The sequence below is a fragment of the Corallococcus macrosporus DSM 14697 genome (assembly GCF_002305895.1).
Lineage (GTDB): Bacteria > Myxococcota > Myxococcia > Myxococcales > Myxococcaceae > Myxococcus > Myxococcus macrosporus.
Genome location: NZ_CP022203.1, coordinates 1176654 through 1201537, shown reverse-complemented (window position 1 = coordinate 1201537; position 24884 = coordinate 1176654). Strand labels below are relative to the sequence as shown.

The following is a 24884-nucleotide window of genomic DNA, read 5'->3' as shown; positions in this document are numbered from 1 at the left end:
CGGCCTTCCCAGGGTGTGCCGTGGCGGCGCGCCGGGCTCAGTGGACGCGGCGTGGGCCGGCGGCGTTCGCCACGGGCGCCTTGCTGACGCCCTTTGTCCAGGTGACGCGGAAGGTGGCCGCCGTGCCGTCGAAGGCGATGGGCCTCACGTCCACGTGCCCCGCGCCCGCCGACCGCAGCGTCTCCGCCAGGAAGCCCGCCGCGAAGTCCGGCGTGTCCGCCGTGACGTCCTTCATCCACAGCGTGGCGCTGTCCTGCGTGGACTCCTCCACGCGGACCTCATTGAAGTTGTTGCCGGCCCGGACGTTGTACGGCACGCGCTCCAGCGTGCGCCGCGGCCCCAGTTGGGTGACGAGCGACAGGCTGGCCCGGCCCACCGACGTCTGCCGGAAGCCCTGGAGGAACCGCGCCCCCAGCGCGAAGCTCGCCTCGGACGGCGGCAGGTGCGGGAAGACATCCTGCGCGGCCACGCGCAGGAAGGCGCGCCACTGCTCCAGGGTGTACTGCGGGCGCAGCGGCTCCGACAGGTCGAGCCCCACGGCCTTCAGGCGCTGGCGTCCATCCCGGGTGAGATATGGCCCGAGCGCTCGCACGAAGAGGGCTTCCACGGACTGAGCGAAAATGAGCTTTTCTGACGCCATGCACGGAAGGTGGCGGCGGCAACCCCAAACGGGGAGTCGTGATGTGCCCCAACCGTTGGCTGGTCATCATCGCGGCAGGCGGATGAGGAAGGTGGTGCCATCCGTCGCACTGGAGGCCACGTGCGCGTCCCCGTCATGCGCCCGGACAATCTGCCGGGTGATGTAGAGCCCCAGCCCCAGGCCGCTGGGGGCGCCCGTGTCGCTGGCGGTGCGCCGGCCCCGGCGCCAGGCCCCGAAGACGTGGGGCAGGTCCTCCGCGGGGATGGGCGTCCCCTGGTTGTGGATGCGCAGCACCACCTCGCGCGCGGAGCCCTCGGCGCCCACCCACACGGTGCTCTCCGCCGGACTGTACTTCAACGCGTTGGCCACCAGGTTGCCCACCGCCTGCTCCAGACGGTCGGCGTCCCACTTCCCCTGGCCATCGCCCTTGGACTCCAGCAGCACCACCCGGCCGGGGTGGCTGGCGCGCAGCTCGTCCACGGTGCGGCGCACCACCTCGAACACGTCGCACGGCGAGCGCATCACCGGGATGCCTCCACCCAGCCGCGCGCGCGCGAAGTCCAGGAGCTGACGAATCATCCGGTCCATGCGCTCGGCGCTGGTGAGGATGCGCTCGGTGAGCATGCCCTGGCGCTCGTCCAGCCCGCCCTTGCGCCGAAGCTGCTGCGCGGACATGGACAGCGCGTTGAGCGGGTTGCGCAGGTCATGCCCGAGCATGCCGATGAACTGCTCGCGGAACTCCTCCGCGCTGCGCGCCTCGGTGACGTCGCGCAGCGAGGACATCACCGCCAGCACCTGGCCGCCAGACTCCAACGCGGGCGACAGCACGTAGTCGAAGTACCGCGGGCCCCGGTCCGAATCGAGGGCGATGGTGCCCCGCAGCACCTGCCCCGTGCGCAGGGCCACCCGCACCTGGTCCAGGTACGGCGTCAGCGCCGCGTCCGCGGCCTGCAGCTCATCCAGCGTCCGCCCCGGCGCATGCACGGCGCGGCTGCCGCGTGAGGCATACAGGGATTGATTGGCGGACAGGACGCGCCCCGTCTCGTCATAGAGCGCGATGGGGTCCGCCGCGCAGGAGATGGCCAGCTCCAGGAGCTGACGCTGGTGCGCCACCTCGCGGGACAGCACCTTCACCTCGCGCTCGGCCTGGCGCAGCCGGAGCAGCGCGTGGACCTGGGCCACCAGCTCCTCCGGGTCCACCGGCGCCACCAGGTAGCCGTCCGCGCCGTGCTCCAGGCCGAGCGCCCGGTCGCCTGGCCCCACGGCCTGCGCGGACAGGTGGAGCACCAGGACACCGTAGGTGCGGGGGGCCTCCTTCAACCGCCGGCACACCTCCAGGCCGCTGATGTCCGGCAGCCGCACGTCCAGGATGACGAGGTCCGTCTCCTCGTTCGCCAGGGCGAGCGCTTCCGCGCCGGAGGCTGCATCCACCACACGGAAGCCCGCGAGCCCCAGCACCCGGGAGGTGACGTAGCGGCTGGCCGCGTCGTCGTTGACGTTGAGGATGAGCGCGGGAGTGGGGGTCATGCGGAGGTGTGCGAGCCAGGGGCATTCGTAGCCGCGCCTCCCGCTGAACGCCAGATGTTACGGATGCCCGGGGAGCACTGTCGGACCGGGCAGACAAGCGACTGTCCAGGAACCCAGCAAAAAATTCATGGCCGGTGCCCGGCGCGCCGTTTCGCGATAGGGAAGGTCCCATGCGTCCTCCCTGTCGCCCTCTCCCCGCGGACGGCCGCTTCCTCCAGGCCGTGGGTCCCACCCCGCTCGTCCCCGTGCGTCTGCACGAGGAGGGCCCGACCATCTGGTGCAAGCTGGAATTCCTCAACCCCAGCGGCTCCACCAAGGACCGCATCGCGCGCTACATGCTGGAGAAGGCCTGGCGCCAGGGAGTGCTTGCCCCCGGCGGTGAGGTCATCGAGGCGTCCAGCGGCTCCACGAGCATCGCCCTGGCGCTGGCCAGCGCGCAGATGGGCCTGCGCTTCACGGCGGTGATGCCGGAGGGCGTCACCGGCGAGCGCATCCTCACCATCCGCGCCTATGGCGGCGAGGTCGTGCTGGTGCCGCGCGAAGCCGGCGTGCAGGGCGCCATCGTGAAGGCGGAGGAGCTGGCGCGCGAGCGCAAGGCCTTCGCGCCCCGCCAGTTCGAGAACCTGGACAATGCCGAGGCCCACCGGGTGTGGACGGGCCAGGAGATTCTGTCGCAGGTGCCGGGCGGGCTGGTGCACGGCGTGGTCAGCGGCGTGGGGACGGGCGGCACCGTGGTGGGCCTGTACCAGGCCTTCGCGGAGGCGGGCTGCCCGGTGACGGCCTTCGTGGCGCGGCCCATCGCCGGGCTGGGCTGCGACATCGAATGTTGCAGCTTCAGCCCCCGCGTGCCGGGCGTGGTGGACGGGATGTCCAAGCTGTACCGCGAGGCGGACATGCCGGGCCGCGTGGAAATCGACGTGTCGGATGACATGGCCATGAGCACCGCGCGGGCGCTCATCCGCCGCGGCTTCCCGGTGGGCCCGTCCTCCGGTCTCAACTACGTGGCCGCGGTGGAAGCGGCGAAGCGGCTGGGGCCGGGCGCGCAGGTGGTGACGGTGTTCCCCGACCGCATGGAGCGCTACTTCTCCACCGAGCTCATCCAGCCCAGGCCCGTGCCTGCACGCGGCGCGGCATGAGCTGAATGGGAATGGCGTGACGCGCCTGGAGTTGCATGCCCCGTCACGCCGCGCTATCAGCGTGGCAAGCCCACGGTCATGCTCCTCCGAGTCCTGACATTGCTGGTGGTCCTGGGGCTGCCTCCCATCGCGGGGGCGGCCGAGGGGCTGTTCCATCTCTGCCAGGGCACGGTGAAGCTGGACCTGACGTGCGCCTGCCACCAGGCGAAGCGCTCGAAGGCCGCGCCCGTCTCCCAGGAAGCGGGCATCCTCGGCGACCACCAGGACTGCTGCGGCGAGCTGGCCGTGCGGCTCCCGGCGCCGGAGCCCGTCACGGCGAGCGCCGGACCTTCGTGGACGCTGGCGCCCCTGGCGCTGCCTCCCCAGGCCGTCACCGCGGCGCCACCGGCGCCGGAGGCCCTGCCCTCGTCGTGGGTGCGCATCCGGGGCGTGCATCACGCCACCGCGCCACCGCTGTATCTGCGGCACTGCTCCTACCTCATTTGAGACGTCCGGCCCGCATGCGCTGAGGCCTGGCGGGTGGGCGTGTGCCCACCGGCCGGATTCCGCCCGCCGCCGGTGACGTCCTTCTCCCGGCGACAGGCTCGTATCCCGTCATCTGGAGCAGGAAGTCATGTCGTTCCATGGAACCTGGAGGCGGTCCGCCACGCGGGCCGTGCTCGCCACCGGCGCCGCCGTGTGGCTGGGCCCCGGCGCGGCCGGAGCCAGTGAGCAGCGGTATCAATCCCAGCTCGAAGCGGTGGCCCGGCAGGCACCGGACGCGAAGGCGCCAGCGCCCTTCACGCGGGCGCCCGTGCTGGAGCGCGCGGAGCTGGTGCGGCAGGTGCTCTCACGCAACCCCTCGCTGGAGGCGGCGCGGGAGGCCTGGCGCGCCAGCCTGGAGCGCTACCCGCGTGAGACGGCGCTCGAGGACCCGACGCTGTCCTACGGCGTCGCGCCGCTGAGCATCACCGGCAGCGCGCGCTTCGGGCAGTCCGTGGAGCTGCGCCAGCAGCTCCCCTTCCCCGGCAAGCGCGGCCTGCGGGGGGAGCTGGCGCTGGCGGAGGCGGAGGCCCTGCGCGAGGACCGCGAGGCGCTGCGCCTGCGCCTGGCGCTCCTGGCGTCCACGCTCTTCGATGACCTGTTCGTCGTGGAGCGCTCGCTCGCCGTCACCCAGGAGCACCTGCGGCTGCTGGGGCAGCTCAAGCAGAGCGCGGAGGCGCAGTACGTCACCGGCCGCGCGTCCCAGCAGGACCCGCTCCAGGCGGAGGTGGAGCTGAGCGAGGTGCTGCGGGAGCAGGTGATGTTCGAGGCCGAGCGCGAGCGGCTGCGCGCCCGGCTCAACGGCCTGCTGCACCGCGCGCCCCAGGCGCCGCTGCCGCCGCCGCCGGAGGCCCTGCCCGCGCTGGCAGCGGAGCCCCTCCCCGCCGAGCGGCTGCAGGATGAAGCGCTGCGCCTGCGCCCGGAGCTGGAGGGCCTGCGGGCGCGGCTGGGCGGAGGCGAGGCCGCCGTCCGGCTCGCGAAGCGGGACTCCTACCCGGACGTCATGGTGATGGGGGAGTACAACTCCATGTGGATGGACACGCCCCACCAGTTCATGGCGGGCGTCACCGTCAACATCCCCCTCGACTTCGGCAAGCGGAAGGCCGCCGTGCGCGCGGCCGAGGCTGGCCTGAAGCGCCTGCGCCGCGAGGAGGAGCAGCTCATCGACGACATCCGCGTCGAGGTGGAGCAGGCCCGCTCGCGCGCGGAGGAGGCGCGCCGCGTGGTGGCGCTCTTCCAGGAGCGGCTGGTCCCCGCGGCCAGGGACCAGGTGGCCGCCGCCCGCGCGGGCTTCGAGAGCGGGAAGAACGGCTTCCAGGTCCTCATCGAAGCGGAGCGCAACCTGCGCCGCGTGGAGCTGCGTGAACAGACGGCCCTGGCGGACGTGCAGCGCCGCCGGGCGGAGTTGGACAAGGCCCTGGGCCACACGCCGGGCCTGCCCCGGAACGGAGAGACGCGATGAGCCCCCCGAACCGCCGCCGCATCGCCCCCTGGCTCGGAGTGCTGGGGCTCGCCGTGCTCGTCGCCTTGGCCTGGAGGCCCCTCGTGAGCTGGTTCTCCGGCCCGGCGTCCCACACCGGCACGGCGCCCGCCACGCATGACGCCCACGGCGGCGCGGGCACGCCCCTGCCCGACGCCGCCCTGGAGTACACCCGCGCGGCCTTTGAAGCCTACGAAGGCGCGCGGGCCCTGCTCGCGCGGGACGCGGTGGAGGGACTTCCGGCCCGCGCCGGTGAGCTGAAGACCGCGCTCCAGCAGGCCGCCGAGGCCGCGACCGATGACGGCACGCCCCTGACGGCGTGGCTCCAGCAGGGCGCGGACGCCGCCACCCACCTGGCCTCCGCGAAGGACGCGGAGGCGGCGCGCCAGCACTTCGCGCGCGTGAGCGAGGCGCTCATCGCCCTGGCCGCCGGCGACCCACGGCTCCAGGAAGGCTGGCACATCTTCGAATGCCCCATGGTGGACGGGGTGAACCAGTGGCTCCAGCGCGAGCCGAAGCTGGAGAACCCCTACATGGGCCGGCGCATGCTGGCGTGTGGCACCACCAGCGAGTGGCCCGCGGCCACGCCCGCCGGGGCGCACGGTGACGGCGACATCGCGCACTACACCTGCCCCATGCACCCGTCGGTGAAGCAGCACGGCCCGGGCGCGTGCCCCCTCTGCGGCATGGACCTGACGCCCGTCAGCCGCGCGGAGCTGGAGAGCGGCGTCATCCGGGTGGACGACCTGCGGCGTCAGCGCATCGGCGTGAAGACGGCGCCGGTGACGGAGGCCCCCATGGACCTGTCCCTGCGCGCCCTGGGCCGCGTCACCTTCGACGAGAAGTCGCTGGTGGACGTCACCCTCAAGCTGGACGGCTACATCCACGAGCTGCGCGTCAACGCCACCGGGGAGCCGGTGAAGAAGGGCGACGTCCTCTTCACCCTCTACAGCCCGGAGCTCTACGCCGCGCAGCAGGAGTACCTGCTGGCGCGCCAGAGCCAGAGCGCGGCCAACGCGTCGCTGGTGGGCGCGGCGCGCAAGCGGCTGGAGCTGTGGGGCCTGTCCTCGGCGCAAATCGAGCGCGTGGCCCGGCGCGGCCAGCCGGTGGAGAACATGCCCTTCCTGGCGCCCGCCAGCGGCTACGTGCTGGAGAAGAACGTGGTGGAGGGCGCGGCGGTGAAGGCCGGTGAGCGCCTGTTCCGCATCGCCCCGCTGGCCAAGGTCTGGGTGGAGGCGGACGTGTACGAGCAGGACCTGGCGCGCGTGAAGCCGGGCCAGCCGGTGGAGGTCACCCTGCCCTACCTGCCCGGCAAGAAGTACGCGGGCCGCGTCGGCTACGTGTACCCGTCCCTGCAGGGCACCACGCGCACCGGGCGCATCCGCATCGAGCTGCCCAACCCGGAGCTGGAGCTGAAGCCGGACATGTACGCGGACGTCCGCTTCGTCCTGCAGGGCGGCGCGCGCCTCCAGGTTCCCGACTCGGCCGTCATCTACACCGGCCCGCGCCGGCTGGTGTTCGTGGACCTGGGCGAGGGGCGGCTGCGGCCCCAGGAGGTGAAGCTCGGCCTCAAGGGCAACGGCACCTACGAGGTGCTGGAGGGCCTGTCGCCCGGCGACGTGGTCGTCACCAGCGGCAACTTCCTCATCGCGGCGGAGAGCCGCCTGCGCTCCGCCACGGACGACTTCGGAGGCGGCCATGCAGCCCACTGAGCACGGTGGACAGGGCGTCATCGGCCGCCTCATCGCCGCGTGCGCGCGCAACCCGTTCCTCACCCTCCTGCTGGTGGGCGGCCTGGCGGCGTGGGCCGTCCACGCGATTCGCGGCACCAAGCTGGACGCGATTCCGGACCTGTCCGACACGCAGGTCATCGTCTTCACCGAGTGGATGGGGCGCGGGCCGGACCTGGTCGAGGACCAGATTACCTACCCCATCTCGTCCTCCCTGCTGTCGGCGCCGAAGGTGAAGGCCGTGCGGGGCCAGTCGATGTTCGGCATGTCCTTCGTCTACGTCATCTTCGAGGACGGCACGGACATGTACTGGGCGCGCAGCCGCGTGCTCGAATACATGGAGACGGCGCGCGGACGCCTGCCTTCGGGCGTGACGCCCACGCTGGGGCCGGACGCCACCGGCGTGGGCTGGGTCTTCGAGTACGCGCTGGTGGACGAGGGCGGCAAGCACTCCCTGGCGGACCTGCGCGGCCTCCAGGACTGGAACGTGCGCTACGCGCTGTCCAGCGTGCCCGGCGTGGCGGAGGTGGCCAGCGTGGGCGGCATCGTGAAGCAGTACCAGGTGCAGGTGGACCCCAACCAGCTCCGCGCCTACGGCGTGACGCTGGGTGACGTGACGCGCGCCGTCCGCGAGTCCAACGAGGACGTGGGCGGCCGGGTGCTGGAGATCGCCGGCCACGAGCACGTCATCCGCGGGCGCGGCTACATCCGCTCGACCCAGGACCTGGAGAGCATCCCGCTGAAGGTGAGCGAGGACGGCACGCCGGTGCTGGTGCGCAACGTGGCCCAGGTGAGCCTGGGGCCGGACATCCGCCGGGGCGTGGCGGAGCTGGACGGCAAGGGCGAGGTGGCCGGCGGCATCGTCGTCATGCGCTACGGGGAGAACGCGCTGACCGTCATCGAGGCGGTGAAGGCGCGCCTGGAGGAGGTCCGCGCGGGCCTGCCGGAGGGCGTGGAGCTGGTCGTCACGTATGACCGCTCCGGGCTCATCGAGGAGTCCATTGGCACGCTCAGCCGCGCGCTGGTGGAGGAGATGCTGGTGGTGAGCCTCATCATCTTCCTCTTCCTGATGCACGCGCGCAGCGCGCTGGTCACCCTCCTCACGCTGCCCGTGGCGGTGCTGCTCGCCTTCATCCCCATGTACTACCAGGGGCTCACCGCCAACATCATGAGCCTGGGCGGCATCATCGTCGCCATTGGCGCCATGGTGGACGCCTCCATCATCATCGTGGAGAACATCCACAAGAAGCTGGAGGCGTGGGAGGCGGAAGGCCGCCCCGGCGAGCGACGAGAGGTCATCATCGCCGCGATGCAGGAGGTGGGCCCCTCCATCTTCGGCACGCTGCTGGTGCTCACCGTGGCCTTCCTCCCCGTCTTCACCCTGGAGGCCACGGAAGGCCGGCTCTTCAAGCCGCTGGCGTACACGAAGACGTACTCCATGGGCTTCGCCTCGGTGCTGGCGGTGACCCTGACGCCCGCGCTGGCGGTGCTCTTCATCCGCGGGCGCATCCGCCGGGAGGACGAGAACCCCCTCAACCGCTGGCTGGTCGCGCTCTACATGCCGGTGGTGCGCTTCGTGGTGCGGCACGCGAAGGCGGTGGTGGCGCTGTCCGTGGTGGCCATGGCGCTGACGGTGCCCGCCTTCCTGCGGCTGGGCCACGAGTTCATGCCGCCGCTCAACGAGGGCGCCATCCTCTACATGCCCACGTCACCGCCGGGCATGTCCATCACCGAGGCCACGCGCATCCTCCAGGCCATGGACGCGCAGCTCAAGCGCATCCCGGAGGTGGTGAGCGTCTTCGGCAAGGCGGGCCGCGCGGAGACGCCCACGGACCCCGCTCCCCTGTCCATGTTCGAGACGACGGTGGTGCTCAAGCCGAAGTCCGAGTGGCGCGAGGGCCTGACGTGGGAGGCCCTGCTCGCGGAGATGGACGACACGCTCCAGTACCCGGGCATGCCCAACATCTTCTGGATGCCCATTCAGACGCGCACGGAGATGCTGGCCACCGGCATCCGCAGCCCGCTGGGCATCCAGGTGTTCGGCGACGACCTGGACACGCTGGAGCAGACGGCGGTGGCCATTGAGCAGGCCGTGGCGCAGGTGCCCGGCACGCGCAGCGCGTTCGCGGACCGCTCCACGGGCGGCTTCTACGTGGACATCGAGGTGAAGCGCGAGGAGGCCGCGCGCCTGGGCCTGGGCGTGAAGGCCGTCAACGAAGTCGTCATGGGCGCCATCGGCGGGGAGAACGTCTCCCAGACGGTGGAGGGCCGCGAGCGCTACCCCATCAACGTGCGCTACGCGCGCGAGTACCGCGACAGCCCGGAGCTGCTGAAGGAGGTGCTGGTCCCCACGCCGGGCGGCGCGCAGGTGCCGCTCACCCAGGTGGCGGACGTGCGCTTCGTGCAGGGCCCGCCCATGATTCGCAGCGAGGGCGGCAAGCTCGTCACCTACGTCTTCGTGGACACGGGGCGGCCCATCGCGGACTACGTGAAGGACGCGAAGGCGGCGGTGGCGCGCGAGGTGAAGACGCCCCCCGGCGTGCGCGTGGAGTGGAGCGGCCAGTTCAAGTACTTCGAGCGCGCCACCGAGAAGCTCCAGGTGGTGATTCCCGTCACCCTGCTGCTGGTGTGCCTGCTGCTCTACTTCAGCACGAAGTCCGTGGTGGAGACGGGCATCGTCCTGCTCGCGGTGCCCTTCAGCCTGATTGGCGCGGTGTGGCTGCTGTACCTGCTCGACTACAACATGAGCATCGCCGTGTGGGTGGGGCTCATCGCCCTGGCCGGGCTCGACGCGGAGACGGGCGTGGTGATGCTGCTCTACCTCACCCTGGCCCATAAGAAGGCGGACCAGGAGGGCCGGCTGCGCACCATGGCCGACCTCACGGAGACCATCGTCGATGGCGCGGCGCGCCGAATCCGTCCCAAGCTGATGACGGTGATGACGGACATGATTGGCCTGCTCCCCGTGCTGTGGAGCACCGGCACGGGCGCGGACGTGATGAAGCGCATCGCCGCGCCGCTGGTGGGCGGACTCGTGACGTCGTTCCTGCTGGAGCTGACCGTGTATCCGGCCATCTTCGCCCTCTGGAAGCGGCGCCACCTTCCCCAGGCGCAGCCCGAGGAAGGCACGGGTGAGCCGCCGCTGCCCGCCAAGCCGCAGACCGCCTGACCCATCCCATCTCCAAGCCAGTCAGACAGTCTGGCTTTGCCCCCGGGAGCCGCCCAGCTCCCGGGGAGCGGGCGCCGACAGTCCGGGCGGTTACACGCAGGAGCAGGAGACGGCGTCCTCATGCCTCGGTGGGCGGCGAGCCGGGGCGCCACCCGCGACAGCACCTCCCATTCAATGTCCCGGGCGCGGCGCGCGGCGATGTCTCTCAGGTCCGCATCTTCAGCCGTGTTTCATGCACGGCGTCGCCCACGGCGCCGGGCTTCTCGCGCTCGGCGGCGCGGAGCAGGCGGAGGATGCCGGGCCCGAGCACGTCGATTTCGGTGGAGGCATAGGCCTCCGTGCCGAAGCGGCGGATGGTCTCCGTCTGCCGCCGGAGGATGCGCGCGTCCTGCCCGAAGATGTGGAGCGCCACGGGCATGATGAGCGGAAGCGCCGCGCGCACCAGCCAGCGGGGGACTGGCAGGCGGAAGGTCACCACCGCGTACACCAGCGTGTCCCATTCGGACACGGGCGTCATCGCGGACGTCACCATGACGTGGCTGGCGTCACCGATGCGGTACTCCACCTGGGCGATGGAGGGCATCAGGAAGCGGTCGAAGTGCTGCACCACCCCGCCCCCCGGCGCGAGCAGCTTGCCCACGAGCCCGCTGGGGCGCGGCTCGCCAATGTACTCCGCCTCCACCTTGTCTGCGCCGCGGCGCACCACCACCTCGATTTCGTTCCGCTTCTCCTCGGTGCGGAACAGCCCGCCGTGGAGGTACGCGGTGTGCGGCACGTCCAGCGTGTTCTCCAGCGTGGCGTGCAGCGAGCCGGGGGCCCTCAGCACCCGGCGCACGGTGGTGTACTCGCGCGCCTCCAGCAGCGGGAAGCGGTAGGGCTCCGTGGTGGGCTCGACGCCCGGCGTGGAGTAGACCCAGACGAAGCCGTCCTGCTCGCGCGTGGCGTGCGCCGTGGCGCAGCGGGCGCGGGCGCCGGGCTCGCCGAGGAAGCCCGGGATGGCGCGGCACTGGCCCTCGCCGTCGAAGCGCCAGCCGTGATAGCCGCACTGGAGCTGGCCTTCCTTCACCCGGCCCAGCGACAGCGGCACGTTGCGGTGCGGACAGCGGTCCACCAGGGCCGCGGGCTTGCCGCCCTCGCCCCGGAAGAGCACCAGGGGCGAGCCCTGGAGCGTACGCGCCAGGGGCTTGTCTCCCAGCTCATTTGAAGCACACAGGATGAACCAGGCGTTGGGCAGGCGGACGACCGAGATATGTCCAGCGGGCGCACCAGAGGGGCTCATGGAAGGCACTCTAATCGGCCTCGACGGCGAGTGAAGGGCTCCGCTTCACGCCCGTTTCCGGCTTGCCTGGACTCTTCCGGGCGGACGCCTCACGCGGGGAGGTCGGCGGCGCGCTGGGCGGCCTCCGGGTTGGGCGTCTGCGGCATGACGCCTCCCCCCATCTTCCAGCACGAATCCGAACACCGGGTGCACATGTCCGCGCAGGCCTTCATCACCACGTCGTCGCCCATGCGCCCGCAGGACTCCGCGCAGCGCTTGCAGACCTCCGAGCAGGCGAAGCAGGTGCGGCTGTGCAGCTCCGAGCCCCGCAGCATGAAGTTCGCGCTCGTCTGGCAGATTTCCGCGCAGTCCATCAGCAGGCGCAGGTGGCCGGCCTCCGCATGCTTGCCACCCTTGCCCAGACAGTACGTCAGCGTCTCCACGCAGACGCGGTGGCAGGCCAGGCAGTCCTCGATGCACTGATTCAGGTCACTGTCGGTCTTCATCACTTCGGCTGGGGCCATGGTGTCCACGCTCCTGGAGGCATTGGGTTCGCGTTCAAGGTTGGACATCCCGGCCCCCCGTGGCCAGGGACTACAGCTTCAGCGTCCGCAGCCGGAGCGCGTTGCCGATGACGGACACCGACGAGAGGCTCATCGCGGCGCTGGCGAAGATGGGGCTGAGGAGCAGACCGAAGACGGGATAGAGCACGCCCGCCGCCAGCGGCACGCCCACGGCGTTGTAGACGAAGGCGAAGAAGAGGTTCTGCCGGATGTTGCGCAGGGTGCCCTGGCTCAGGCGCCGGGCCCGGGCGATGGCCCGCAGGTCCCCCTTCACCAGCGTCACCGCCGCGCTCTCCATCGCGATGTCCGTCCCCGTCCCCATGGCGATGCCCACGTCCGCCTGCGCCAGCGCGGGCGCGTCGTTGACGCCATCCCCGGCCATGGCCACCACCCGCCCCTCCTGCTGCAGCCGCCGGATGGCGTCGCCCTTCGCCTCCGGCTGCACCCCGGCGATGACCTCGGTGATGCCCAGCCGCCGCGCCACCGCGTCCGCCGTCGTCTGGCTGTCGCCCGTGAGCATCACCACGCGCAGCCCTTCCTCGCGCAGCAACGCCAGGGCCTCCGGCGTGGAGGACTTCACCGGGTCCTCGACGCCGAGCAGGCCCGCGGCCTTCCCCTCCACCGCCACCAGCACCACCGTCTGGCCCTCGGCGCGCAGGGCCTCGGCGCGGGCCGCCAGGTCTCCCGCATGGACCCCCAGCGCATCCGTCAGCGCCGCGTTGCCCAGGGCCACCTCGGCGCCCTCCACCTCGCCCACCACGCCCTGCCCCGTGATTGAGCGGAAGTCCTCCACGGGCGCCAGCGTCACGCCCCGCTCCTTCGCGCCCGCGACGATGGCCGCGGCCAGCGGGTGCTCGCTGCCACGCTCCAGGCTCGCGGCCAGCCGCAGCAGCCGGAGCTCCTCCATGCCCGGCGCGGGAATCACCGTCACGAGGCGCGGCTTGCCCTCGGTGAGCGTGCCTGTCTTGTCCACCACCAGGGTGTCCACGGCCTCCAGCCGCTCCAGCGCCGCCGCGTCGCGGATGAGGACACCCGCCTGGGCGCCGCGCCCCGTGCCCACCATGACGGACATGGGCGTGGCCAACCCCAGCGCGCAGGGGCAGGCGATGATGAGCACCGCCACCGCGTTGACCACCGCGTGCGCCAGCCGGGGCTCGGGCCCCCAGAGCGCCCACACGGCCGCCGTCACCACCGCCACCGCGATGACCACCGGCACGAAGACCGCCGCCACCTTGTCCGCGAGCCGCTGAATCGGCGCGCGGGTGCGCTGGGCCTCGCTCACCCGCTGGACGATGCGCGAGAGCAACGTGTCCTGGCCCACGCGCTCGGCGCGCATCAGCAGGGAGCCGGTGCCGTTCACCGTGCCGCCCGTCACCTGCGCGTCCGGGCCCTTCTCCACGGGCAGCGACTCGCCCGTCACCATGGATTCGTCCACGGCGCTGGAGCCCTGGAGCACCACGCCGTCCACCGGCACCTTCTCGCCAGGGCGCACGCGCAGCGTGTCACCCGGCTGGACGCTCGCGAGCGGAACGTCCTCCTCGTGGCCGCCCGCGCCGATTCGCCGCGCCACCGGCGGCGCGAGGCTGAGCAAGGCCCGCAGCGCGCCGGACGTAGCGTGCCGGGCGCGCAGCTCCAACACCTGCCCCAACGCCACCAGGGTGACGATGACGGCGGCGGCCTCGAAGTAGAGGGGCGCGGAGCCGCCGTGCCCCGTACGCAGGCCCCGTGGCAGGGCCTGGGGCGCCAGCGTGGCGAAGACGCTGAACAGATACGCCGCGCCCGTGCCCAGCGCGATGAGGGTGAACATGTTGAGGTGCCGGTTGCGCACCGAGGCCCAGCCGCGCTGGAAGAAGGGCGCGCCGGCCCAGAGCACCACGGGCGTGGCCAGCACGAGCTGCGCCCAGGCCAGCACGCTCGCGGACACCGCGTGCTGCACCGGCTGCCCCGGAATCATGTCCGACATGGCCAGCACGAGCAGCGGCACCGTGAGCGCCAACCCCACGCGGAAGCGCAGCCGCATGGATTGCAGCTCCGGGTCCGGCGGCTCCTGCGCCAGGACGGTGCGCGGCTCCAACGCCATGCCGCACTTGGGGCAGCTCCCCGGACCGTCCTTCACCACCTCCGGGTGCATCGGGCACACGTACTCCACCTGGGACGCGGGGACGGGAGGCGCCTCGGGTTCCAGCGCCATGCCGCACTTGGGGCAGGCGCCGGGGTGCGACTGACGGACCTCCGGGTCCATGGGGCAGACGTACACGGCGCCCGGCGAGGACGGAGGCGGGGACGGAGGCGCGTCCTGCGGGGGTGAGAGGTAACGCCGCGGGTCCGAGCGAAACCGCTCCCGGCACCTGGGATTGCAGAAGGCGTAGGTGAGCCCCTCGTGCTCCAGGTGGCCGCCTTTCGGGGCGCTCGGGTCGACCTTCATGCCGCAGACAGGGTCGATGGCGGGCGCCTCCCTGGCCGGGGAGGGAGGAGGCGAATGGGGATGGGACATGGCGCTTCGAGGCTCCTTTCGCCCAGGCCAACGAAGCACCCGGCCGGCTCTTACAGGGTGTCCATGCAGAATGAGTCGCGCCGCTGCCCGACGCATGCGGCGGCGGACCGTCACACGGAGCGCCTACGCCAGCCTCACGGTCGCCGACGGCCTCGGGCGGCGGCGCCCTGCTTCTTCGTGGAGCCCCCGGTGCGCCCGGCAGGCTTGCTGGCGCTGGCCTGGTCCTGGTCCAGCGCGGACATCGCGGTCGCGACGACGCCGGCCAGCTCCTCGGCTGAGGCACCGTCCTGGGCCTGGAGGGAGAGCCCCTGCATCACCATGGCGTAGTAGGTCGCGGTGCGCGGGACATCGAGTCCGGCGGGCAGCTCGCCATCCACCACCCCCTGCTCCAGGCGCTGGTGGATGAGCGCCACCGTCTCGCGCCGCAGCGCCCGCATGTGCTCACGCAGCGGCAGGTTCTGGGACTGGCAGTTGACGAGCCCCAGGCTGACCAGGCAGCCGCCGCGCGAAGGGCTCGCGAGCGCGATGTCGGCGCTCGCCAGGAGCATCGCCTGGATGGCGTCCCGGGCATGGGCCGTCTCCGCCAGCGCCTTCATGCTGCCCGCGCCGCGCGTGGCGAGGTAGAGCTCGACTGCCTCGCGGAAGAGCTGCTCCTTCGAGCCGAAGGCGGCATAGAAGCTCGGCGGGTTGATCTTCATCGCCGCCATCAGGTCGGCGAGCTGGGTTGCCTCATAGCCCTTCGCCCAGAAGAGCGACATGGCCTGCGCGAGCGCGGCGTCACGGTCGAAGCTGCGCGGACGTCCCCGGACAGCCATACAACGTCCTTTCTGTAGTCACTACTACATAATTCTTGACACCCTCATCAGAAGGATGCCCCATATATGTAAACCGACTTACAGATATGGAGCAAGACAGATGACAGCCGACACGGCCGGGCAGCGTCTCGAGACGATCCGCAGCTACTTCCGCAAGGTGGACGAGAAGGACCCGACCTTGTCGGACCTCTTCACGGATGATGTGCGGTTCTTCTTCCCCAAGTTCGGACCGGCGCAGGGAAAGGCCGCGCTGGCACGGTTCAGCGAGCGGTTCGGGCGGGAGGTCGCCAGCCTGGTCCATGACCTCGACGGGCTCGTCTTCACGGTGGATGGGGACCGGATCGCCGTCGAGGGACAGGAGCGGGGCGTCACGCGAGGCGGCGTGAGCTGGCCGGACGGCGAGATTTCCCAGGGACGGTTCTGCACCGTCTTCGAGTTCGACGGCCCCTTGATTCGCCGGATCCACATCTACGTCGACCCGGACTTCACCAATGCCGACCAGCGGCGCGTCCACCTCTTCCGCGAGGACGCGCCAGCCGCCACGCCTCGTGAAGTGGCGGAGCGGTACCTCCAGGGGATGCAGGCGTTTCGCGCCAACCCCACCGCGCCGGAGACGCTCGCGGAGCTCCTCGCGCTCTTCGACGAGGACGCCGACTGGAGCATCGACGGTGACGTCGCGCGCGTCCCGTGGATTGGCCCCAGGCGTGGCCGCGCCGGGGTGGGCGACTTCTTCCGCGAGCTGGTGACCCACGTGGAGCCACGCCGCTTCGAGGTGCGCACCATCCTCGCGGACGACGAGACAGCGGTCATCCTGGGCGACCTCGCCTCGCTGGTGAAGGCCACGGGCCGGCTCATCGAATCGGCCTTCGCCTTCGACATGACCGTACGGGATGGCAGAATCACGCGCTATCGCATGTTCGAGGACAGCCACGCCGTGGCCCGGGCCGTCTGACGGGCAGCCGCTCGCGCCGCTGGACGTGGGGGGGCGGGCCGACGGGCATTTACTTTGCCCTCAAACGACGTAGCCTCCCGCTCCATGGCTGGCCGTCGAGAACCCCTGGACGAAGAGCAGCGCGCCCTCCACGACTCGTGGGACACGGTGCTGCGCACGGTGGGCCGGGTGATTCTGAGCACGGTGCTCATCTGGGGGGTGTGCTCGGCGCTGCGGTATGGCGTCCACGCCACCAGTGACACGCTGCTGGCGTTCGCTTCGGGGCGGAGCCTCTGGTGGGCGCCGCTGGTGCTCGCGGGCGTGCTGCTGCTGGGCGGACTGCTGCGAGGGCTGCTCAACCGCCGGCCCGGCTGGAGCGACGTGGCCTCGGACGGGGTGGACGTCGCGCTCTCCAACTACCACATCACCTACGAGGACCCGGCGGACGACCCGCGCCCGCGCTACTCGCTGCCCGCCATCCGGCTCGCCCTGCGCAAGGCGGTGGCGACGCTGCTGACGCTGGGCTCTGGCGCGTCGGGCGGACTGGAGGGTCCGGTGGTGCTCGTGGGCGAGTCCCTGGGCGCGGGCGTGGCGCGCCTGACCCGCGCCCGCTCCGAGCACACACTGCGCACCTGCCAGCTCGCGGGCATCGCCGCGGCGGTGGGGACGCTGCTCAACGCGCCGTTCGCAGCCGCGCTGTTCGCGCTGGAGGTCGTCTACGGCAACCGCATCGTCTACCGGAAGCTGGCGTACTGCCTCCTGGCGGGCATCACCGCGTACGCGCTCAACAACCGCTTCCTCGGCTTCAAGCCCATCTTCGTGGCCCCGCCGCACGCGCACACGTACACGCTGGGAGAGTATGGGCTCACCGCGCTGGTCGCCGTGGCCGTCTCGGCGCCCATCGCGCTGCTGTTCGGCCTGGCGATGAAGCACACGCGGCAGGTGGTGGAGCGCGCCAGCCCCGTGCTGCGCGGCGCCATGGGCGCGCTGTGCACCGTCCTGGTGGCCGGTGGGCTCTATTACGTCGTGGGCATGGACTTCCGGCACGTGCTGGGCATGGGCGAATACACCATCGCCCAACTGCTGGCGGGCACGTCGGGGCCGCTGTCGATGTGGTGGTTCCTGCTGCTCATCGTGGGCGGGAAGCTGCTCACCACGAGCTTCACGGTGCAGTCGGGCGGCTCGGCGGGCATGCTCATCCCGTCCATGGTGCTGGGAGGCGTGTCCGGCGCGGCCACCGCGCAGCTCCTGGCGTCGGTGACGGGGACGGGGCCCGCGGACGTGACGGTGTTCGTGGTGGTGGGCATCGCCTCCGCGCTGGTGGCGGTGGTCGGCGTGCCGCTGGCGGCCATTGCCCTGGTGCTGGAGGTGTTCGGGTCCGCGTATGGCCCGCCCGCCGTCCTCGCCTGCTGCGTCACGTATGTGCTGACGCTGCGGCTGTCCGTCTACAACGAGCAGCGCCGGGTGCAGGCGGTGGCGGCGGCGGAGCCCGCGGCGGAGCTGGGGAGCTGACGGCGCGCACCGCGTGCAATGACATCTTGCCGCGCGACAAAACGCCGCCTTCCTTCGCGAAGGCCCGGCGCCCGGACTGCCGCTGCAGGACGCAGAGGAAGACGCCATCATCGCCTTCCTCCACACCCTGACGGACGCGCCGTTCCTCACCGCCAGGGCGCCAACGGCCCCGCCGTGAGCCCCGCGAGGTTCACGGCGCGGCGAACGGGTCCGAGAAGCGCGGGTCCGTCAGGAAGTCCGTGTCGGTGAGCGATTCGAGGAACGCCAGGACGTCTTCCTTCTCCTGCGCGGTCAGCGTGAAGCCTCGCACGAAGCCACTCTGGAGCGGGCTGGCCTCGCCGCCATTCGCCAGCCGCGCGTGCCCACCCGCCGCGTAGTGGTCCAGCACGTCCGACAGCGTGGCCAGGCTGCCGTCATGCATGTACGGCGCGGTGACGGCCACGTTGCGCAGGGACGGCGCGCGGAAGCGCCCCATGTCCTCGGGGCGGCCCGTCAGCTCGATGAGGCCCGGGTCCTTGGCCGGGTACGTGCCCTGGCCGTCCTCGTTGTAGAGGCCCGTGTTGTGGAAGGGCAGGATGGGCTCGAACGTCGCCTCGTGCACCGTGGCGTCCTGGAAGTTGAAGCCAGAGTGGCAGTGGTCGCACTCCAGCCGCTCCGAGAAGAACAACTCCATGCCGCGCTTCTGCTGCCGCGTCATCGCCTCCACTTCCTCGCCATACACGTAGCGGTCGTACGGGGAGTTGCCGGAGATGAGGCTGCGCTGGAACGACGCCAGCGCGCGCGTCAGCGTGGCCACGGACACGGGCTCCACGGCCTCCGGAAACGCGCTCCGGAACTCCGCCTCCAGTGCAGGGACCGCGCGAAGCCGCGCGAGCAACTCCTCTTCCCTGTCGCCGAAGCCCAGCTCCACCGGCTCCTTGCCGAACAGGGGCACCAACGCCTGCGCCTCCAGCGTCGTGAGCGAGGGGTTCGCCCAGGTGAGGCTCGTGGCATAGGCGACGTTGGCCAGCCCCTGGGAGTTGCGGCGGTGCGTCTCGCCCGTGCTGCCCTGGGACGTCACCAGCGGCTCGGTGAAGGCTCGCGCCGGGTCATGGCAGGACGCGCAGGATTGCGTCTCGTTGCGGGACAGGCGCACGTCGAAGAAGAGCCTCCGGCCCAACTGCACCTTCGCCTCCGTCATCGGGTTGTCCGCGGGCACCTTCGGCGTGGGGAACCCCGCGGGCAGCTTCCACGCGTAGGTCTCCGCCTCGCCCCCCTTGTCGCCGCACCCCGCGCCCAGCCCGGCCAGCACCGCCAGCACGCCTGCTCGTCTTCCCACGCGCCACGCCATGACATCCCCCTCCTACTCCGCCTTGATGAACGCCTGGGGCCCCGGCGCCCCCTCCTGGCTCCGGTGCGTCAGCCCCATCCGGCTGAACAGGGGCGCGCAGTCCGGGTCCGTCTGCTGCGACATGCAGCCCACGGCGGTGTTCTCCACCACCGCGTTCTCATCCAGGTTCGAGCCCGCGAAGAGCGCCCCCAAATCCAGCACCACCTTGCCAGTCTCCAGGTCGAGCGAGTCCAGGGCCACCTCCGGGCGGTTGCCGAACGTACACCCCGCGGTGCCGTTCGTCTGGCCCTCCGGCGGCGGTGCACAGTCCGTGCTCCCCAGGTGCATGAAGTGCCCCTCCGGCAACCCCGTCGTCTGCCCCTCGATGCGCGCGAAGAGATAGCCCGAGCGCCAGCTCCAGTAGAGGCTCGTGTCATTCAGCGGCGAGGGCGCCGTGGACACATCCAGGTGGTTCTGCGTCTCCGGCACGCCCAGCTTGAAGCGCAGGCCCGTGTAGTCGCCCTGGGGCGCCGTGCCGGTGATGCGCAGGTTCGTTGCCTGCGTCCCCTGGGTGCACTGCCCCGACTTGTCCGCGAAGTCGAGCAGCGCCGTGCCCTCGTGCTGCCAGCGCCCGTCCTGCGTCAACTGCAGCGGGACCTCCGCGCCTCCCGCCGTGACGAGCCGGACGTCGTGGATGAACACCCGGAAGTCCAGGGGCTCGTACGTGGTCCCCGTCGTCCCCACCCCGGCATAGGAGCGGCCACATGCGAAGGGCTCGCCGCCCACCCGGGCCTCGAAGGGGATGGCGACTTCCATGCGCGTCTCCTCTTCATCGCCACAGCCCAGGACACCGAGCAGCGCGAATGGAAGAGAACGAAAGGCAAGGCGACGAGCGGACACCATGGCGGACTCCCGTGGAATAAAGCCTGCCTTGGCCTAACCCAATCCCGCCATGCCGGAAACGTGGCAAGTTGCCACAGCCCCAGGTCCTTGCGCCGTGGGGGGCAAGCAGGCGACCGGCCTCAGCCGCCTCGCACGTTGTAGCCCGCGTCGCCGTACGGCTTGAGCCGGTCCAGCCAGAGCGCCTCCAGCACCTTCAGCTCCTCCTCCGGGGCCACCACGGGCTCGTCGGAGGGCTTCAGCACGTCGAGCACCTCGAAGGTGAACTGCTCCGCGCCGTAGCGCCTCCAGTCCTCCAGCAGCGCGGGCAGGCGGTCCATGCCCGTGGACAGCTCGAAGCGGATGCGGTTGAGCATGCCCTGCACGTTGGCGCTGGCGCCCACCAGCACCTTCCCGTTGGCCAGGCAGCGCACGGCGTACACGCCCATGGGCGGCGGCGCTTCCTTGTAGGAGCGCTTCAGCTCGGCGCGGCGGGAGCGGGGACCGGAAACCTGGGACGGCGCGTCTGCGGACATGGGAGACCTCGTGTGTGGAGAAGAAGAAGCGTGGGTGAACCGCCGCGCGAGCCGGGCCTGCGCGGCCCCATCTTCGGGCGACATCCAGTCGCGGCCCGTGCGCGCCCAGTCCGCGTCCGCGGGGTCCACGCCCAGGGCCTGAACGAGGCTGGCGTCACAGACGAAGAACTGCTCGCGGAAGGGGAAGAGGAAGCCGCCCTGCGCCCGCAGGGAGTCCACGGCCTCCGCGTAGGAGGCGAACCAGCGGTTGAGGTGGGCGGCGCCCACCTGGGCGAGCAGGTGTTCGAAGTCGACCTCGCGGACCTGCTTCAGGTCGGCCCAGGAGGCATACCCCTGCTCATGCGCGATGACGGCCAGCGCGTGCTTGCGCCGCACCGAGTCCTTCCGCGCGAGCACCTGCCCCACGGACAGCCCCGAGAAGCCGGGCAGCACGCGCAGCCGCTCCGCCGCGAGTGACGCGTCCGCTGACGCCAGCGCCTTGAGCAGGAGCGACGCGCGGACCTTGCATTCGTGGAGGGAGACGGTTCGCATGAAAAGTCCCTTGGCGCCGGCCCTCACCCGTTCGTGGGCCGTGGAAGGAACTCATCGGAACTGTCGAACGGCGGCGTGAAGCGGAGGGTGACGTCGTCTTTTCGGGCAGGCGCCCCTCGGCACCTGGGCGGGAGTTAACGAGGCCCTCCGCCCCGGCGCAAGCGCTTTCAGGCGACGGGCGCCCCGGGGCCAGTGGGCCCGGCTGCCTGGCGGGGCGACTTGCAGGAGCAGTCCAGACACCCATGCGAGGCGCAGGTGCCGCAGCTCCGCTCCAGTTGCTTCTTCAGCGCCTGCCGGGCTCGGTAAAGCCGCACGCCCGCGTTGTTCGCGGTGATGCCGTCCTCGCGCGCCACGTCCGGGACGCCGCGCTCCTCCAGGTCCACGCGCCGCAGGATGTCCGCGTACTCCGGCTTCAACGTGGGCAGCAGCTCGCCCACACACGCGCAGACGGCCTGCTTCAGCTCCGGGTCCTCGGTGGCCACCACGGATTCCCGCGCCTCGCGCTCCAGCGCGCGTCCCTCGGCCGCCTGGCGCCGGTAGTGGTCCACCAGCGCGTTGCGCAGCAGCCGGTAGAACCACGCCACCGCGCCCTCGCCCTCCTCCAGCGCGCCGCCCTTCTCCAGCGTCCTCACGAACGCCGCCTGGAGAATCTCCTCCGCGATGGCGCGGCTGCCCACGCGCCGCTCCACGAAGGCGAGGAACTGGCGATGGTTGTCCACCAACGCACGCACCACCTCGTCATTCAGCGCCCCGGTCTCCGTCACGCCGTGCTCCTTTCCCACCCATCATCTGCACATCCCCGGCGCCTGTTTTCAACGTGTTGACGCCGGCATCCGCCCCGGGCACCGGGCATTCCCATCAAATCCTGACGTGAATGGAAGGTGTCGTGACGGAAGCGGAGCCACGCGAGGCATTGACAGACATGGGGGTCCACGCTTATTTCGTCCGCAGCATCCAGAGCGGCCTCCGCCTCGCGCGGTGGCCCGACAACCTGGGGTCGGACCTCCAAGGTGTCCAAACGATGCGGCTCGAGGAGCAGTGGCTCCCCGGGCAATCCAAGCGTCCGAGGCCGGAGGGCATCCTCCCGCTTCGGTGAGAGAGGGCCCCCGTGGTTCCATCCACCTGCTCCGCACCGTTGACCACCGCTGACGTGCCGTCCGTGCTCCGTCGCGTCGTCGCCGCGCATCGAATGCGCTGGCCCGGCGGCGGGCACTAGTCCGCCAGGGCTCCAACTCCCGACACCGCGCTTCCCCTTCCCCGTGGGCGCTCGCGCGCCGCGTCTGGCCGGCGTGTGTCCGGCTCGCGGCGACACGTCCGCCCGTCCCTTCGAGGTTCCCCGATGCGCAGCACGTCCCTGCAGGTGATGAAGTTTGGTGGCACGTCCGTGGGCTCGCCCAGGCGGCTCCACCAGGTCGTCGAGTTGATTGGAAGGCACGCGCGGCGAGGCCCGCTGGCGGTGGTCGTCTCCGCGATGGGCGACACCACGGACTGGCTGCTGGACGCGGCCAGCCACGCCACCGCGGGTGAGCTGGAGGACGCGCTCGCGGTGGCCACGCGCATCGCCGACCTGGCGAAGGCCAACGTCGCGGCGCTCGCGCCCGGCCAGGCCTCCGAGCTGGGAGAGCGCGTCGACGGCCTGCTCGCGCCACTGCGGCAGTTGCTCCAGGGCATCTCCCTCACGCGGGAGTGCTCCGCGCCCACGCGCGACCGGGTGCTGTCCTTTGGCGAGCAGGTGTCCGCCACGCTCCTCGCGGAGCTGCTCACCGCCCATGGCACGCCCGCGGCCTTCCGCGACGCGCGGCGGCTCCTGGTGACGGATGACCGCTTCGGCGCGGCGCGGGTGGACCTGACGCGGACCCGGGAGCGGCTCCAGGCCGCGCGCGAGACGTGGGGCGCCGAGGTGCCCGTCCTCCCCGGCTTCATCGCCGCCACGGAGGATGGGCGCACCACCACGCTGGGCCGCAACGGCTCCGACTACACCGCCGCGCTGGTGGCCCAGGGCCTGGGCGCGTCGGAGGTCACGGTGTGGACGGACGTGCTGGGCCTGCACACCGCGGACCCGGACCTGGTGGCGGACGCCTACCCCGTGGCGCACCTCACCCACGGCGAGGGCCTGGAGCTGGCGGCGGTGGGCGCCCGCATGCTGCACCCGCGCACGATGATTCCCCTCATCGAGTCCGGCATCTCCCTGCGCATCCGCAACACCATGGCGCCGGAGCACCCGGGCACGCTCATCGACGCCATCGGCTCGCGCGACGGCCAGCGGCCCGCCTGCATCGCGACGCGCGAGGACCTGGCGCTGCTGGGCGTCGAGGTGCGCAAGCTGTCCGACCAGTTCCAGCTCGGCGAGCGCGTGCTGGCCGCGCTGCGCGAGGCGCGCGTCACCGTGTGGATGACCGCGCAGTCCGCCAATGGCCAGTCGCTGGCCGTCGTCGTCCCCCGGCCGGACGCGGAGCGCGCGCGCTCCGTGCTCGCCTCCGAGCTGGCGCAGGAGCTGTCCCGCCACGAGGTGGAGCCGCTGGAGGTCCGCCAGCCGGTGACGCTGCTGACGCTGGTGGCGGAAGCCATGGGCCATGGCGTCAACGTGGCAGGGCGCTTCTTCAGCGCGCTGGGCGCGGTGGGCGTCAACGTGCGCGCCAGCGCCCAGGGCGCCAGCTCCCGCTCCCTGTCGTGCGTCGTCGACGCGGCGGACACCGCCATCGCCGCGCGCACCACGCACGCGGCCTTCAACCTGGCCCACCAGCAGGTGAGCCTGTTCGTCCTGGGCCGGGGCACCGTGGGCGGGCAGTTGCTGGCCCAGCTCCGCGCGCAGCAGGCGCTGCTGAAGGACAGGCACGGCATCGCGCTGCGCGTCGTGGGGCTGGCCGACAGCCGGCGCGCGCTCTTCGACGCCTCGGGCCTTTCGCTGGACGGCCTGGAGGCGCGCCTGGAAGGCGTGGCGCCCGAGGCCCCCGAGGCGCGCACGCTGGTGCCCCTGCTGGACGCGCTCCGGCGGCTGCCCGTGCCCATCCTGGTGGACTGCACCGCGGCGGGCGGGCTGGAGACGCTCTACACGGAGGCCTTCACGCGTGGCATCCACGTGGTGGCGGCCAACAAGAAGCCGCTGGCGCTGCCATGGGAGGCCCGCGAGGCCCTGGTGGACACGGCGCGGCGCAACCACGTCGCGTACCACTACGAGACGACGGTGGCCGCCAGCCTGCCCGTCATCGACACGCTGGCGAACCTGGTGCGCACCGGAGACAGCGTGCGCCTCATCACCGCGTCCCTGTCCGGCAGCCTGGGCTTCATCTGCAACGAGCTGACGGCCGGCGTACCCCTGTCCCGGGCCGTCCGCGCCGCCCGGGAGCGCGGCTACACGGAGCCCGACCCTCGCGAGGACCTGAGCGGCACGGATGTGGCGCGCAAGGCGCTCATCCTCGCCCGGGAGCTGGGCCTGCCCCTGTCCCTGTCCGACGTGGCGCTGGAGCCCTTCGTCACCACGGACGAGTGCGCCACCGTGGACTCGTTCTTCCAGGTGCTCGCCACGAAGGACGCGGCCTACGCGGAGCGCGTGGCCCGCTGCCGCCAGTCCGGCACCGTGCTGCGCTACCTGGCGCGCATCGACCCGTCGAAGGCGGGCACCGGCACCCCCGTCATCCGCGTGGGCACCGTGGGCGTCGAGGCGGGCCACCCCGCGGCGGACCTCCGCGGCTCCGAGTCCTTCGTGTCCTTCACCACCACCCGCCACAGCGACTTCCCGCTCACCGTCCGGGGCGCGGGCGCGGGCGGCGCCGTCACCGCGTCCGGCGTGCTGGCGGACATCCTCAAGATCTCCCAGACCCTGCGCGGCCGTTGAGCGCGTCACCCCAAGGG

At 71.6% G+C, this 24884-nt stretch carries 18 protein-coding genes and 1 riboswitch; of the genes, 8 read left to right on the top strand and 10 right to left on the bottom strand.

From position 1 onward, the window contains the following. Positions 1-37 precede the first annotated feature (37 nt). A complete protein-coding gene (locus tag MYMAC_RS05090; RefSeq protein WP_013935842.1) occupies positions 38-640 on the bottom strand; it encodes a DUF2378 family protein in 603 nt (200 codons plus the stop codon). A gap of 66 nt (positions 641-706) precedes the next feature. Beyond that, on the bottom strand, positions 707-2167 hold the full coding sequence (locus tag MYMAC_RS05085; RefSeq protein ID WP_095957267.1) for a sensor histidine kinase: 1461 nt from the start codon (positions 2165-2167) through the stop codon (positions 707-709). 170 nt (positions 2168-2337) lie between these two features. Here MYMAC_RS05085 and MYMAC_RS05080 point away from each other — a divergent pair, with 170 nt between their 5' ends. From MYMAC_RS05080 to MYMAC_RS05060, 5 genes are all read left to right on the top strand, one after another. Continuing rightward, entirely contained in the window at positions 2338-3303 is a 966-nt protein-coding gene (locus MYMAC_RS05080; protein WP_095957266.1) for a PLP-dependent cysteine synthase family protein, read from the top strand. A 78-nt stretch (positions 3304-3381) separates the two neighbouring features. Continuing rightward, entirely contained in the window at positions 3382-3789 is a 408-nt protein-coding gene (locus MYMAC_RS05075; protein WP_095957265.1) for a hypothetical protein, read from the top strand. Between the two features lie 127 nt (positions 3790-3916). Further along, on the top strand, positions 3917-5287 hold the full coding sequence (locus MYMAC_RS05070) for a TolC family protein (protein ID WP_095957264.1): 1371 nt from the start codon (positions 3917-3919) through the stop codon (positions 5285-5287). Next, entirely contained in the window at positions 5284-7017 is a 1734-nt protein-coding gene (locus MYMAC_RS05065) for an efflux RND transporter periplasmic adaptor subunit (protein ID WP_095957263.1), read from the top strand. Before MYMAC_RS05070 ends, MYMAC_RS05065 begins: the two co-directional genes overlap by 4 nt. Beyond that, a complete protein-coding gene (locus MYMAC_RS05060; RefSeq protein ID WP_095957262.1) occupies positions 7004-10204 on the top strand; it encodes an efflux RND transporter permease subunit in 3201 nt (1066 codons plus the stop codon). Before MYMAC_RS05065 ends, MYMAC_RS05060 begins: the two co-directional genes overlap by 14 nt. 205 nt (positions 10205-10409) lie before the next feature. On the opposite strand, the gene MYMAC_RS05055 is transcribed toward MYMAC_RS05060, so the two are convergent. The 4 genes from MYMAC_RS05055 to MYMAC_RS05040 all read right to left on the bottom strand — a co-directional run bounded on the left by MYMAC_RS05055 (position 10410) and on the right by MYMAC_RS05040 (position 15334). Next, positions 10410-11483 (bottom strand): aromatic ring-hydroxylating oxygenase subunit alpha, encoded by a 1074-nt coding sequence (locus MYMAC_RS05055; protein WP_095957261.1) that lies wholly within the window; start codon positions 11481-11483, stop codon positions 10410-10412. Positions 11484-11572: 89 nt separating this feature from the next. Continuing rightward, complete coding sequence (locus MYMAC_RS05050) at positions 11573-11986, bottom strand: four-helix bundle copper-binding protein (RefSeq protein WP_095961474.1); 414 nt, start codon at positions 11984-11986, stop codon at positions 11573-11575. 70 nt (positions 11987-12056) lie between these two features. Further along, positions 12057-14519 (bottom strand): heavy metal translocating P-type ATPase, encoded by a 2463-nt coding sequence (locus MYMAC_RS05045; RefSeq protein ID WP_095957260.1) that lies wholly within the window; start codon positions 14517-14519, stop codon positions 12057-12059. A gap of 134 nt (positions 14520-14653) precedes the next feature. After that, complete coding sequence (locus MYMAC_RS05040) at positions 14654-15334, bottom strand: TetR/AcrR family transcriptional regulator (RefSeq protein WP_095957259.1); 681 nt, start codon at positions 15332-15334, stop codon at positions 14654-14656. Positions 15335-15434: 100 nt separating this feature from the next. Here MYMAC_RS05040 and MYMAC_RS05035 point away from each other — a divergent pair, with 100 nt between their 5' ends. Both MYMAC_RS05035 and MYMAC_RS05030 read left to right on the top strand, forming a co-directional pair. Then, entirely contained in the window at positions 15435-16286 is an 852-nt protein-coding gene (locus tag MYMAC_RS05035) for a nuclear transport factor 2 family protein (RefSeq protein ID WP_095957258.1), read from the top strand. A gap of 84 nt (positions 16287-16370) precedes the next feature. Beyond that, entirely contained in the window at positions 16371-17777 is a 1407-nt protein-coding gene (locus MYMAC_RS05030; RefSeq protein ID WP_013935854.1) for a chloride channel protein, read from the top strand. Between the two features lie 190 nt (positions 17778-17967). Here MYMAC_RS05030 and MYMAC_RS05025 read toward each other — a convergent pair whose 3' ends face one another. From MYMAC_RS05025 to MYMAC_RS05010, 4 genes are all read right to left on the bottom strand, one after another. Next, positions 17968-19107 carry a methanobactin export MATE transporter MbnM gene (locus tag MYMAC_RS05025; protein ID WP_095957257.1) on the bottom strand — a complete coding sequence of 380 codons (1140 nt, stop codon included), beginning with the start codon at positions 19105-19107 and terminating at the stop codon, positions 17968-17970. Between the two features lie 12 nt (positions 19108-19119). Beyond that, complete coding sequence (locus tag MYMAC_RS05020) at positions 19120-19902, bottom strand: MbnP family copper-binding protein (RefSeq protein ID WP_204817394.1); 783 nt, start codon at positions 19900-19902, stop codon at positions 19120-19122. Positions 19903-20108: 206 nt separating this feature from the next. Next, positions 20109-21032 (bottom strand): GIY-YIG nuclease family protein, encoded by a 924-nt coding sequence (locus MYMAC_RS05015; protein ID WP_204817392.1) that lies wholly within the window; start codon positions 21030-21032, stop codon positions 20109-20111. A 167-nt stretch (positions 21033-21199) separates the two neighbouring features. After that, complete coding sequence (locus MYMAC_RS05010; RefSeq protein ID WP_170114699.1) at positions 21200-21796, bottom strand: RNA polymerase sigma factor; 597 nt, start codon at positions 21794-21796, stop codon at positions 21200-21202. 181 nt (positions 21797-21977) lie between these two features. Further along, positions 21978-22100: riboswitch (SAM-I-IV-variant riboswitch) on the top strand. Positions 22101-22371: 271 nt separating this feature from the next. On the opposite strand from MYMAC_RS05010, the gene thrA reads away from it, so the two are divergent. Beyond that, positions 22372-24867: a bifunctional aspartate kinase/homoserine dehydrogenase I gene (gene thrA / locus MYMAC_RS05000; protein WP_095957253.1), complete on the top strand. Its 2496-nt coding sequence runs from the start codon at positions 22372-22374 to the stop codon at positions 24865-24867. The last annotated feature ends 17 nt before the right edge of the window (positions 24868-24884 follow it).